At 66.8% G+C, this 12,760-nt stretch carries 12 protein-coding genes and 1 pseudogene; 12 read left to right on the top strand and 1 reads right to left on the bottom strand.

Annotation, left to right across the window (positions count from 1 at the left end; all coding sequences use genetic code 11):
• The 9 genes and pseudogenes from ACT84W_RS04185 to ACT84W_RS04145 form a co-directional block, all read left to right on the top strand.
• A pseudogene (locus ACT84W_RS04185) lies at positions 1 to 868 on the top strand (elongation factor 4); the annotation flags it as partial.
• Complete coding sequence (dusB, locus tag ACT84W_RS04180) at positions 868 to 1,998, top strand: tRNA dihydrouridine synthase DusB (protein ID WP_444328306.1); 1,131 nt, start codon at positions 868 to 870, stop codon at positions 1,996 to 1,998. The pseudogene ACT84W_RS04185 and the gene dusB, both read left to right, overlap by 1 nt.
• Positions 1,979 to 3,304 carry a coproporphyrinogen-III oxidase family protein gene (locus tag ACT84W_RS04175; protein WP_444328305.1) on the top strand — a complete coding sequence of 442 codons (1,326 nt, stop codon included), beginning with the start codon at positions 1,979 to 1,981 and terminating at the stop codon, positions 3,302 to 3,304. Before dusB ends, ACT84W_RS04175 begins: the two co-directional genes overlap by 20 nt.
• Before the next feature lie 177 nt (positions 3,305 to 3,481).
• On the top strand, positions 3,482 to 5,512 hold the full coding sequence (gene bilR, locus ACT84W_RS04170; RefSeq protein ID WP_444328304.1) for a bilirubin reductase, long form: 2,031 nt from the start codon (positions 3,482 to 3,484) through the stop codon (positions 5,510 to 5,512).
• Between the two features lie 180 nt (positions 5,513 to 5,692).
• Entirely contained in the window at positions 5,693 to 6,169 is a 477-nt protein-coding gene (locus ACT84W_RS04165) for a deoxycytidylate deaminase (protein ID WP_417576488.1), read from the top strand.
• Positions 6,170 to 6,312: 143 nt separating this feature from the next.
• Positions 6,313 to 7,473: a DnaJ domain-containing protein gene (locus ACT84W_RS04160; RefSeq protein ID WP_444328303.1), complete on the top strand. Its 1,161-nt coding sequence runs from the start codon at positions 6,313 to 6,315 to the stop codon at positions 7,471 to 7,473.
• 148 nt (positions 7,474 to 7,621) lie between these two features.
• Positions 7,622 to 8,284: a DnaJ domain-containing protein gene (locus tag ACT84W_RS04155; RefSeq protein WP_444328302.1), complete on the top strand. Its 663-nt coding sequence runs from the start codon at positions 7,622 to 7,624 to the stop codon at positions 8,282 to 8,284.
• A 12-nt stretch (positions 8,285 to 8,296) separates the two neighbouring features.
• Positions 8,297 to 8,860, top strand: a complete 564-nt coding sequence (locus tag ACT84W_RS04150; RefSeq protein WP_444328313.1) for a J domain-containing protein — start codon at positions 8,297 to 8,299, stop codon at positions 8,858 to 8,860.
• Positions 8,857 to 10,203, top strand: coding sequence for a MiaB/RimO family radical SAM methylthiotransferase (locus ACT84W_RS04145; protein WP_444328301.1), 1,347 nt, complete (start codon positions 8,857 to 8,859; stop codon positions 10,201 to 10,203). Before ACT84W_RS04150 ends, ACT84W_RS04145 begins: the two co-directional genes overlap by 4 nt.
• Positions 10,204 to 10,361: 158 nt before the next feature.
• Here ACT84W_RS04145 and ACT84W_RS04140 read toward each other — a convergent pair whose 3' ends face one another.
• Positions 10,362 to 10,757 carry a hypothetical protein gene (locus ACT84W_RS04140; RefSeq protein ID WP_417576492.1) on the bottom strand — a complete coding sequence of 132 codons (396 nt, stop codon included), beginning with the start codon at positions 10,755 to 10,757 and terminating at the stop codon, positions 10,362 to 10,364.
• Positions 10,758 to 10,940: 183 nt separating this feature from the next.
• On the opposite strand from ACT84W_RS04140, the gene ACT84W_RS04135 reads away from it, so the two are divergent.
• From ACT84W_RS04135 to ACT84W_RS04125, 3 genes are all read left to right on the top strand, one after another.
• Positions 10,941 to 11,948: a PhoH family protein gene (locus tag ACT84W_RS04135; protein WP_444328300.1), complete on the top strand. Its 1,008-nt coding sequence runs from the start codon at positions 10,941 to 10,943 to the stop codon at positions 11,946 to 11,948.
• A gap of 1 nt (position 11,949) precedes the next feature.
• Entirely contained in the window at positions 11,950 to 12,459 is a 510-nt protein-coding gene (gene ybeY, locus ACT84W_RS04130; protein WP_444328299.1) for an rRNA maturation RNase YbeY, read from the top strand.
• The coding region (locus ACT84W_RS04125; protein WP_444328298.1) for a diacylglycerol kinase family protein at positions 12,456 to 12,760 on the top strand (305 nt) is incomplete at its 3' end. The genes ybeY and ACT84W_RS04125, both read left to right, overlap by 4 nt.

Below are 12,760 nucleotides of genomic sequence, written 5' to 3'. Positions count from 1 at the left end.
GCGCGACGCGCTCGACAAGCTGCACGTCAACGACCCGTCCCTCACTTGGGAGCCGGAGACCTCGGTGGCGCTGGGCTTCGGTTTCCGTGTCGGTTTCCTCGGCCTGCTGCATATGGAGGTCGTCAAGGAGCGCCTTGAGCGCGAGTTCAACCTCTCGCTTATCGCGACCTCGCCGTCCGTGGACTACCACGTCTACCGCACCGACGGTCAGATGGTCGAGGTCCGCAGCCCCCAGGACCTGCCCGACGTCACGCGCATCGAGCACATCGAGGAGCCCTATCTCAACGCGAAGGTCATCGTGCCGCCCGAGTTTACGGGTGCCGTCATGCAGCTCGGCATCGAGCACCGCGGCGAGATGCGCGACATGGTCTACCTCACCGAGAAATCCGTCGAGATGCACTTCGACATCCCGCTCGCCGAGCTGATCCTCGACTTCTTCGACCAGCTCAAGAGCCGCACGAAGGGCTATGCGTCGCTCGACTACGAGTTCTCCGAGTACCGTACGAGCGATCTCGTGAAGCTCGACATCCTTCTCTCCGGCGACGAAGTGGACGCGCTTTCGTTCATCGTCCACAAAGACAAAGCCTATACTCTCGCGCGCGGCCTGTGCGACAAGCTCAAGGAGATCATCCCGCGCCAGCAGTTCGAGGTGCCCATCCAAGGCGCGATCGGCAACAAGATCATCAGCCGCTCCACGGTCAAGGCGGTTCGCAAGGACGTCCTGGCCAAGTGCTACGGCGGCGACGTGAGCCGTAAGCGCAAGCTGCTCGAGAAGCAGAAGGAGGGCAAGAAGCGCATGAAGGCCATCGGCTCCGTCGAGGTCCCGCAGGAGGCGTTCCTCGCCGTCCTCAAGGTGGACGACGAGTAGTGGGGGAGTCGCAGGAACGGGGCGCGGAGCGCGCGGCGGCGCCGACCCCCGCTAATGTCCTCGCCGCATACGGGCCAGCGGTCGGCCTCCGCGGCGCAGCCGACGCGTTCGCCGGCGGGCGCAAAGACGTCCCCTTGGCCAAGCGTCTCGCAAATAACCCGCTGCTCATGGCCCCTATGGCCGGTGTGACCGATTCCGCCTACCGCATGATGGCGCGCGCCGGCGGGGCTGACCTCGCTTATTCCGAGATGGTCTCGTGCGCGGGGCTGCACTACGGCGGCAACGGCAGCTGGGAGCTCACCGAGTGCGCAGACGGCGAGCCGGACCTCGCGGTGCAGCTCTTCGGCACGAAGCCGGAGCTCTTCTCCGAGGCGTGCGAGGGCGTGGCGGAACGAATTGGCACAAGGCTTGTGCTCATCGACATCAACATGGCATGCCCGGTGCCGAAGGTCACAAAGAAGGGGGAGGGCGCGGCCCTCATGGAGACCCCGGAGCTCGCGGAGAGCCTCGTCCGCGCATGCGTGAACGCGCTTGAGCCCTACGGGGTGCCCGTCACGGTGAAGATTCGCCGCGGCCGGCGCGACGGCGAGGAGCTCGCGCCCGAGTTCGCCCGGAGGATGGAGGCGGCCGGTGCCCAGGCGGTCGCCGTCCACGGGCGCTTTGCGACCCAGTTCTATCACGGCGAGGCCGAGTGGGACACTGTGCGAAGGGTCGCCGAGGCGGTGTCGATCCCTGTGATCGGCTCCGGCGACGTCCGCGATGCGGCTGCGGCCGCGAGGATGCTCATGGACACCGGGGCGACGGCCGTCATGGTCGCTCGGGGCAGCTACGGGAACCCATGGGTCTTCTCGCAAGCGAAGGAGATCCTCGCTGGGAAGGAGTCGACGGTCCCCGGGCTCGTGCGGCGCATCGAGGCGTTCGAGTGCCATATGCGGCTGCTCGCCGCATGCGGGGCGCACCTCAAGCGCGGGCGGAGCCTCGCCAACTGGTACCTGAAGGGAATGCCCGAGGCGGCGTTCTGGCGCGGAGAGGCGAACAAGTGCACCACGCTCGACGAGTTCCTCCGCGTGAGCGCGCGGATCAAGGAAGCTATGGCGGAGGTCGAGGATCATGGGTCCTATGCCGAGTAGTTCACGCACGGGCGGTACCGGCGTCCCGGGATATCAATCGAGCGAATGGGAGGCCCGCCTTGAGCGGGCCTCGGCGTATGCGCTGTACCTGCACGTCCCGTTCTGCGCCCAGAAGTGCGCCTATTGCGACTTCGCGTCCTGGACGACGAGGCGCGATGACCCGCTGATGTCGAGCTACGCGGCGGCCCTGGCATCCCAGATTGATGAGGCGCGGGGTTTAGGGCTGCTGGAGGGACTCGAAACCGCCTACATCGGCGGCGGGACGCCGAGCCTGCTCGGGGCAGAGTCGCTCGGCGCAATCGTCCGTAATGTCGCGTCGCTCGGGCCCGTGGAGCTTTCTTGCGAGGCAAATCCCGATTCGCTCACCGATGAGGTGCTCGATGCTGCTCGGGAAGCCGGTGCCACTAGGCTCTCCATCGGTGTGCAGAGTCTTGTGGATTCCGAGCTCCGAAAGCTCGGGCGCTTGCACGATGCCGCCTTGGCGCAGGATCGCGTACGTGCCGCCGTGGCGCTCGGCTTTGATGTCTCCTGTGACTTAATGTGCGCGACCCCCGGACAGTCTGATGCCTCCTGGGCGCTGACGCTGTCCCAGGCACTCGCCCTCGGTGCCGGCCATGTGAGCGTGTACCCGCTCATGATCGAGGAGGGGACGGCGTTCGACCGGCTGTATTCCGAGGAATCATACGAATGGAACTCAGATGAGGTCCAAGCGCAACGAATGCAGAAGGCTCAAGTAGTGCTTGAAGGTAATGGATTTAATCGTTATGAGGTAGCTAGCTACACAAAGCCTGGAAAAGCCTGCAAACATAACGAAGCTTATTGGACTGGTCAGCCGTATCTAGGACTAGGAACTAAAGCCTCAAGTATGTTAACCCTCAAGTGCTACTCGAGACTTAGAGACGCTTGCAGAGAGCTTCCGCCGTCGCCTTCCGGCACCGCACGGGTCCGACTGACTGTGTTGAACTCCAAAGAGCAGATAGCGCGCGACCCCAGGCTCTCTTCCCTTCGTTTCGATATAGAGTTCTTAACCTCTGCGCAAGCGGCTGCTGAGGACCTGATGCTGGGGGCGCGGCTCTCGGAGGGTCTAGACCCCGGATTGGTTGCCCATGCCCGGGGGCTTCTTCCTGGCACGGGCGATTGCCTTGAGGGACTCGTGCGCGACGGCTATCTGACGAAGGCGCACGGACGCTTCGTCCCGACCGAGCGGGGCTGGCTCCTCGGAAACGAGCTTTATGAGCGCCTGTGGGACCTCGCTCCCGGGGAGGTCGCTTCTCTTCGGCAGTCGACGATGGGGGAGGACCGCTGATCCTCGGTTCTCCGCCGATATATTGCCGCGTGATCTGAAGAAAGGACGTTTACCTGACAAAGTCAGCCATTTACCGATTGCCCTCAATCTGATATGTCAGTCGTCTCGGCCGATGGGCATACTCGATGCCAAGGCGCGCGGCCATTCGGGGCCGCGCCGCATGGAGAGGACCTCACAATGGCTGCATCCGCACCGAAGCTTCTCGAGCCCATCAAGGTCGGGCCCCTCGAGCTCAAGAACCGAATCATGTTCCCGCCGCTCACCACCGGCTATGAGGAGCGCGACGGCTCCATCGGCGCGCGCAGCCTCGCCTTCTATGAGCGCCTCGCCAAGGGCGGCGTCTCGTACATCGTCGTCGGCGACGTCGCGCCCGTCATGACCGCGAGCCCGACGCCTAAGCTCGCGACCGACGCCCAGATCCCCACCTTCAAGGCACTTGCCGACGCGGTGCACAAGCACGGCGCCAAGCTCGCGCTCCAGCTCTTCCATCCCGAGTACGACGTCCCCGGCGTGGGCCGCATGATCATGGGCTCCATGGCCGCCGCCAAGGCGGCGCAGGAGGCCAAGGCGGCCGGCGACGAGGCGACCTTCGCGGCGAAGATGACCGAGTCCGGCGAGATCCGCAAGCAGGCCTACGCAAAGCTCCACCATGACATGCAGCACTTCGTCACCGAGGCCACGGTCGAGCAGCTCGAGGACATCAAGGCGGCCATCGCCGCGTCCGCTGCCCGTGCCCAGAAGGCAGGCGTCGACGCCATCGAGGTCCACGGCGACCGCCTGGTCGGGTCGCTTTGCTCCGCCACGCTCAACCACCGCACCGACGAGTACGGCGGCTCGCTCGAGAACCGCACCCGCTACGCCCTCGAGGTCGTCGCCGCCATCAAGGAGGCCGCGCCCGAGCTGATGGTCGAGTACAAGCTCCCCGTTATCACTATCAACGCCGACGGAACGCCGCGCGGCAAGGGCGGGCTTCTTGCCGACGAGGCCTGTGAGTTCGCCGTCATGCTCGACCGTGCCGGAGTCGACATGATCCAGGTTGCCCAGGCCAACCACACCGGCAACATGGGCGACACCATCCCTCCGATGGGCTCGGTGCCCTACAACTGGACCCTGCCCGTCGCCGAGCGCGTGAAGTCGCTCGTCTCGGTCCCCGTGGCGACCGTGGGCCGCGTCGTCTCGGTTGAGGCCGGCGAGAAGATCCTCGAGGACGGCTCCGCCGACGTCATCGGCTACGGCCGCTCGCTCCTGTGCGACCCCGACATCGCCCTCAAGGCCGCTTCCGGCGAGCCCATCCGCGAGTGCCTGAACTGCAACAAGGGCTGCGTCGACGCCATCCAGAACCGCCGCTACATCTCGTGCGTGCTCAACGCGGAGAACGGCGACGAGGCGACCATCTCCATCAAGCCTGGGGAGGGCAGCAAGAAGGTCGCCGTCGTGGGCGGCGGCGTCGCGGGGCTCGAGGCCGCGCGCGTCGCGGCGAAGCGCGGCTACGGCGTCACCCTCTACGAGGCGTCCGACCACCTCGGCGGACAGATCCTCCTCGCGGCGGCGCCTCCCCGCAAGGCCGAGATCATGCGCTCGGTCGAGTACTACCAGAAGGTGCTCCCGCTTCTCGGCGTGAGCGTGGAGCTCAACCACGCCGCGGGCGCCGATGAGCTGAATGCCTTCGACGCGGCGATCGTCGCCGTGGGCGCGCACGACGTCCGCATTCCCGTCCCGGGCTCCGACAGCGAGAAGGTCGTCTCTTCCTGGGACGTCCTTTCCGGTAAGGCCGAGGTCTCCGGCCGCGTCGCCGTCATCGGCGGCGGCCTCGTGGGCACCGAGACCGCGGAGTACCTGCTCGCGCGCGGCTGTCAGGTCGCCATCGTCGAGATGCTCGACAAGATCGCGTCCGGCGAGTCGGGGACGATCCTTCCCACCATCATGGCCGAGTTCGCCGCCAAGGGCGTCGAGCAGCACGTGAACACCCGCGTGACCGGCATCACCGACGCCGGAGTCGAGGCCGTGCGCAAGGGCGACGACGGCGCCGAGAGCCCCGTGAGCATCCCGTGCGACTACGTCGTCATGGCCGTTGGCTCCAAGGCGAACGCCTTCGACGCCTCTGGCGTGACCGTCCCCGTCACCTACGTCGGCGACTGCGCGGGCGAGCGCACCGCAGATATCGCGAGCGCCATCCGCTCCGCGTACCACGCTGCCAACGAGCTTTAATGACGAAAAGGGACAGTCCCTTTTTATCATCCAGACCTGAAATGACGAAAAGGGACTGTCCCTTTTCGTCATTTCTATCGGCAGAGGTCTGCCTCGCCGCGGCCAGCCTCTGCGGTTGCAATGCCGCCCAGCTTGCGGCACTATGCGTGTATCAATCCTTTACGTCGATGGGGGAGCAACATGCCGGGCAAGCGCGAGGGCGTCATTTCGTGGGACGAGTTCTTCATGAGGGTCGCGGTCGCGGCGAAGCTCCGCTCCAAGGACCCGAAGACCCAGGTGGGCGCCTGCATCGCCGATAAGGACCACCGCATCCTCTCGGTCGGCTACAACGGCACGCCCGCGGGCATCGACGACGACGAGTTCCCCTGGGAGTCCACCGGCGAGCCCCTCACGGATAAGCACAACTATGTGATCCACGCCGAGGCCAACGCCATCCTCAACTACCGCGGTTCGAATAAAGACCTGGTCGGGGCCACTATCTACGTGACCCTCTTCCCATGCCACGAGTGCGCCAAGACCCTCGTGCAGGCGGGCATCGGCGAGGTCGTCTACCTCGACGACAAGTACCACAGCACCGAGGATGGCCTCATCTCGCGCAACATCCTCGACCGCTGCGGCATCACCTACCGCCAAGTCGGGGTGCAGATCGAGGGGTAGGCCCGTCCTCGGCCCCATTCTTGACCCCCAAGCCGCGCCGCGCCCCAACATGGACGCGGCGCGGCTTTAGTATGGATTCGCCTGCCGGTGGATATAATCAAACCTGTTGTCTAATTTGCCCCCGGCATAAGGAGCTCGGCCACATGGCCTCGATGAATGACAAGGACTACTACGCCATCCTCGGCGTCGAGAAGGACGCCTCCACAGAGGAGATCCGCAAGGCCTTCCAGCAGAAGGCGCGCAAGCTCCACCCCGACGTGAACAAGGCTCCCGACGCCGAGGAGAAGTTCAAGGAGGTCTCCGAGGCCTACGCCGTCCTCTCCGACGAGGACAAGCGCCGCCGCTACGACGCCATGCGCTCGGGCAACCCGTTCGCCGACGCCGCAGGATCCCCCTCCGCGGGCGGCTACGGCGGCTACGGCGACCCCTTCGGCGGCATGGGCGGGCCCTTCGCCTGGGGCCCCTTCGGCGGCGGCTACAACACGGGGGGCTCGCGCCGCAAGCAGTCGCGCGCCTACAACCCGCGCGCGGGCAAGGACGTCGTCTTCGAGGTCAACCTCGACGCAAAGAAGGCCGCCGAGGGCTGCCGTCGCGGTGTTACCTACCAGCGCTACGCCGCCTGCGACGTGTGCCACGGCGCCGGCTCCGTCCACTCCGACCACCCCGAGACCTGCCCGACCTGCGGTGGCCGGGGGCGCATCTCGGTCGACCTCGGCACCATCCTCGGTTTCGGCGTCATGGAGATGGAGTGCCCCGAGTGCGAGGGCACCGGTAAGGTCGTCGCCGACCCCTGCTCGGCCTGCGGCGGCACCGGCCGCACGCTCACCGCGAGCGAGGTCGTCGTAGACATCCCCGCGGGCAGCCATGACGGCGACGAGGTCCGCGTCAAGGGCATGGGCAACGCCGGCACGAACGGCGAGGCCTCCGGCGACTTCGTCGCGCGCGTCGTCGTGCCCGAGGAGCGCCTCGACCCGCGCGCGGCGAACGGGTTCTACCTCGCCGGCTTCGCGCTGCCGTTCTTCGTCCTCGACATGATCTCGCAGGTCATGATGTACGGCGCCGTGGTCGGAGTTTCCGTCTTCGCGCTTTTCTTCATCGTTATCGGCCTCTTTATCGGCTTCCGCGGGGGCGTCGGCAAAGGCGCGACCTGGTGGAAGCATGTCGGTGCGGCCGTCGGTAACGGGTTCTCGTCCGGCTTCGTGCTCGCGCTCTTCTTCACGGCGTTCACGTCGTGCTCGGCGGGCCTCGGGCGTGCCGGCTACGCGGGCTCAGCGGCGGCCCCCTCGGGAGGGCTGAATGGGTAGCGGCAGGGCCGGGCACGGCCGGGTCGCGCCGCCTGTGCGGACCGAATGGCTTGGCGGTTCTTTCCGCGATATTGGCACAAGGCTTTGCACAATTGCTTCTTTACCTAGTTTTACCTGCAGTTATTGAGTGCTTTGGAGATTGGTTCAAGTGGATTCGAAGAGGGATTACTACGAGGTCCTCGGCGTCTCGAAGGACGCCGACGCGAAAACCATCAAGCGCGCGTTCCTCAAGCTCGCGCGCAAGCTTCACCCCGACGTCTCGGACGACCCGGACGCCGAGGAGAAATTCAAGGAGGTCAACGAGGCCTACACCGTCCTCTCCGATGACCAGAAGCGCGCGAACTACGACCGCTACGGCGACCCGAACGGGCCTGCCGGCTTCGGCTCCGACTACGTCGACGTCTCGGACATCTTCGGTGGTTCGGGCTTCGGCTTCGGCGACATCTTCGACTCGTTCTTCGGCGGCGGCCGGGGCGGCGCCGGCGGTGCCCAGGCGCGCACGCGCGGGCGCGACATGGGCATCCACCTGCAGGTGACCCTCGAGGAGGCCGCCGCCGGCTGCACAAAGACGCTCTCGTACGAGCGCCTGGCGCCCTGCGACGACTGCAACGGCACGGGCGCCGCGGAGGGCGGCCGCATGCAGACCTGCTCGCGCTGCCACGGCACGGGCCGCGTCGTCGAGGTCCAGCGCACGATCTTCGGCCAGATGCAGACCCAGTCCGAGTGCCCCGACTGCGGCGGCACCGGCAAGGTCATCGACCACCCGTGCGAGACCTGCGACGGCCAGGGCCGCACCCCCTCGGGCGTGTAGGTCGAGGTCTAGATCCCCGCGGGCATTCACTCCGGCCAGACCGTCAAGGTCTCCGGCAAGGGCGAGGCGGGCCTGCGCGGAGACACCTGCGGCGACCTCGTGGTCAGCGTCGAGATCAAGCCGAGCGAGCGCTTCGAGCGCCAGGGCGACGACCTCTACTGCACGGTCAAGGTCGACTCCCTCCAGGCGATCCTCGGCACGAGCGTGACCATCGACGGCGTCATGGCGGACGAGAAGGTCAAGGTGGACGTCCCCGCGGGCTGCCAGTTCGGCCAGCAGGTCGTCGTCGAGCGCCGCGGCATGCCGCGCATGGGCATGATCGCGCGCGGCAACCTCGTCGCGGTCGTCCAGGTCGAGACCCCGACCGACCTCACAAAGAAGCAGCTCCTCGCCATCGGCGCCATCGAGGCCGAGCGCGGACTCGGCGACGCCGCCGACGCGGCCGAGACCGCCGGCGAGGAGCTCCACGATAAGGCCGAGAAGCTCAAGGACGAGCTCGAAGAGGAGGTCTCCGAGCACTTCAGCAGGGACAAATGGCGCGCCCCCAAGAACCCGTTCAAGGGCAAGAAGAAGTGACGGCCCGCGCCCCGCGCGCGGCGCTCGCCAACCTCGGGTGCCGCGTGAACCGCGTCGAGCTTGACGCCATCGCGACCAAGCTCGAGGCCGCGGGCTTCCTGCTCTGCGGCGAGTCCGACGCCGACTACATCGTGATCAACACCTGTGCCGTGACGGGCGAGGCGGAGGCCAAGACGCGCAAGGCCATCCGTCACGCCGCGTCGCGGCCGCAGGCCCCGCTCGTCGTGGCCACGGGCTGCGTGGCGTCGTTATTCGCCGACGAGCTCTCCGCGCTCGCGCCCAACGTCCACGTCGTCGCGAATAAACGCGAGGTCGCAGACTATGTGATTCGCCTTGCGGAGAGCTCAGAGAGCCTCGCGGAGGCCGGCTCGCCCGGGGCGGATGGAATCCCCTCAGCTTGCGATGCGTCGTCCGCCCGTGATGGCTCGGCAGCTTGCGGGTCCTCTTCCGACGCCAGGCACCCGGTGACGCCGACGGGCCGCACGCGCCCCGGCGTCCAGGTGCAGGACGGCTGCGACAACCGCTGCACGTACTGCATCATCTGGAAGGCCCGCGGCCGCGCCCGCTCCTTCGACCCCGCTGGAATCGAGGAAGAGGTGCGCGCCGCCAGGGGCGCCCACGAGGTCGTGCTCACGGGCATCAACCTCGGTGACTACCGGTGGGGGAGCGCGGAGGACCCGCTCAGGCTCCCGGGGCTTCTTTCCCGCCTGCTCGAGCGGACGGGCGTCGAGAGGCTCAGGCTCTCCTCCATCGAGCCGCCCGACGTGACGAATGACCTCGCGCGGCTCATGGCTGCTTCCAACGGCCGCGTAGCCCCGTTTTTGCATATCTGCCTGCAGTCAGGCTGCGACGAGACGCTGCGGCGCATGGCACGTGTGTACCGAACCCCGCTCTTCCGCGAGAACGTCCAGCGTGCCCGCTCGCTCATGCCCGACCTGGCGCTCGGGACCGACCTCATCGTCGGCTTCCCCGGCGAGACGGACGCGCAGTTTGAGGAATCGCTCGCGTTCTGCGAGGAGATGCACTTCGCCAAGATGCACATCTTCCGCTATTCCCGCCGTCCCGGTACCCCGGCCGCTGAGTTTCCCGACCAGGTATCGCCGCAGGTCATGGCGGAGCGCTCGCTCCGCGCCCATGAGCTCGCTGCGCGTCTGCGGCTCGAAGAGGCCTCGCGCCTCGTCGGCAAGCGCGACCTCGTCGTCGTCCAGTACCCGGGCAGGGCTGTCTCCGGCGGCCTCTTCGACGTCGCCGTCGATCCCGCGGTCCCGCTCGACACGCTCCTGCCGGTTCGGTTCACCGACGTCCGCGAGGACGGCACTCTCATCGGGGAGAAGTCCGCTTAACGCGCCCGCCGCGCCTGGCCGGGTGCGCATTAGTTGGTCGCGAGTTCCGCATGGGCCGGAGGCCACTTAATGTGGCCTCCGTGCGAAGAGGACTGTTCGAGCAGACAACTAATGCGCAGAGGCCAGGCGCGGCGGGCGCGCTAAGCGGGCGGCGGGGCCTAGAACCCCAGCGTCATCTGGAGCTCGTTGACGGCCTCGACGTGCGTTTTCTTGCGCTTCTTCTTGGGCTTGGGCGCGGGGGCTGCCTGCTGCGCTCCGAATGCCTTGCCGTCGGCGAAGTACTTGTTGTACACGCCGTCGATCACGGAAGACACGAGGTCGAGCGACTCGGCGGCCGTGACCGCCTCGGCGAGCTTGGGGTCGCAGCACGAGTCGACGCCCTCCTCGGTGAGGCGGCCTGTCTCGTCGGAGAAGGCGGCGATCCAGTTGGCGATCTGGACCGACATCGCGACGCCGTTCGCGTCTGCGATGCGCTTGAGCTTCTCGTGCTCCTCGTCGGAGAGCCAGAACGCCATGCGGCGGCGTCCCTCGGGGTTATACTGCTTGGTCGACATAGCGAGTCCTTTTTACCTGCTTTTATAGTGCTTCTTTGTGTGATGGCAAAAGCTTAGCACAATGGTTGTGCGTAGTCGATTGCCCCCGATAGCCGCCCCGGGGCGACGTGGTTCCCCGTTCGAGGTACACTAGCAGTCGTTATGCGGGCAAGGCCCCGCCAAGCCAAACACCTCCGGAGGAGCATGGAACCCACCCACGTTCGCCTTACCATCCCAGACTCCATAGACCCGACCGAGCTCATGGGGCCCGCCGACGCGCTGCTGCGCAGGGTCGAGGGCGCCTTCGACGCCATGGTCGCCGTGCGCGGCAACCACATCAGCCTCACCGGCGAGGCAGACGAGGTCGAGCTCGCGACCTCGGTCTTCTCGCGCATGATTCGCCTGGTCGAGGCGGGCGACGGCCTTACGACCGACGACGTCGACCTGCTCATCGACCGCGTGCGGCACGGCGCGCAGCGCATGGACGTGCTCGCCGACGATGTGCTGCTGACCTTCAGGGGCCGGGCGATCCGGCCTAAGACCGCGGGCCAGAAGCGCTACGTCGACTCGATCCGGAGGAACACGATCACCTTCGGCGTGGGCCCAGCCGGCACCGGCAAGACCTACCTCGCCATGGCGATGGCCGTCGCCGCCCTCAAGCGCAAGGAGGTCGGCCGCATCGTCCTTGCGCGCCCTGTCGTCGAGGCGGGGGAGTCGCTCGGGTTCCTCCCCGGAACGCTGCAAGAGAAGCTCGACCCCTACGTTCGGCCGCTCTACGATGCGCTCTTCGACATGACGGACATGGAGCGCGGCAACTCACTCATCGAGCAGGGCGTCATCGAGATCGCGCCTCTGGCCTTCATGCGCGGCCGCACGATGAACGACGCCTTCGTCATCCTCGACGAGGCGCAGAACACAACGCCCGAGCAGATGAAGATGTTCCTCACGCGCCTCGGCTTCAACTCGAAGTTCGTGGTCACCGGCGACGCGTCCCAGAAGGATCTCAAGGGCGCCTCCGGCCTCGACCACGCCCGCCGTGTGCTCGTCGGCGTCGACGACATCTCCTTCATCGACCTCGACCGCAACGATATCGTGCGCCACACGCTCGTCGCGCGCATCGTCGATGCGTATAACGCAGCCGCCCAGAAGGGCCCGGAGGCCGGTCGGCGCCCCTCGCCCTTGGGCCAAGACATAGAACCGAAGGAGGCCTAGCATGGCCGCAAGCCTAGACTTCTCCAACGATGAGGAGCTTGAGTTCCCGCTTCCCGAAGACGAGGTCGGGGCGCTCCTCGATGCCGTCCTCTCGCATGAGGGCGTTGAGCGCGAGTGCTACGTCTCGGTATCGGTCGTCTCCGACGAGGACATCGCCGCGACCAACGCCGAGTGGCGCGGAGTCGACGCGCCCACGGACGTCGTGAGCCTCGAGTGCGAGCGCCCCGACGACCCCGACCTCGCGCCCGGCGAGCCCTGCGAGCTCGGCGACATCGTGCTCGCGCCCGCCTACATCGAGGCGCAGTCTGCGCGCTTCAGCACGACCTTCGCCGACGAGGTGCGCCTGCTGCTCGTGCACGGGGCGCTCCACCTGCTCGGGCACGACCATCTGGACGACGAGTCCGCCGAGGCCATGGAGGCGCTCGAGGACGACATCCTTCGCGGCGTGGCCACCGACGGCACGCTCGGGCACGTCGTCATCACGCGCCACCGCACGGAGGACGAGGCATGATCCCGGGGTCCAACAGCGACCACCCGAGCTTCAAGAAGAGCTTCGGCTTCGCGCTGCAGGGCTTCCGCTACACGCTGGCGACCGAGCGCAACATCCGCGTGATGCTCGGAGGCGCCGCGTTCGCGGTGGTTATGGGGCTCGTGCTGCAGCTCGACCTCGTGAGCTGGGCGATCGTGCTTCTTTGCATCGGCTGCGTGCTCGCGGCCGAGCTCATGAACACCGCCATCGAGACCGTCGTCGACCTCGTGAGCCCCGAGTACCACCCGCTCGCCGGCCATGCCAAGGACATCGCCGCCGCCGC

The sequence above is a fragment of the Paratractidigestivibacter sp. genome, from assembly GCF_052362415.1.
GTDB lineage: Bacteria > Actinomycetota > Coriobacteriia > Coriobacteriales > Atopobiaceae > Paratractidigestivibacter.
This window is presented reverse-complemented; position numbering and strand designations above follow the sequence as displayed.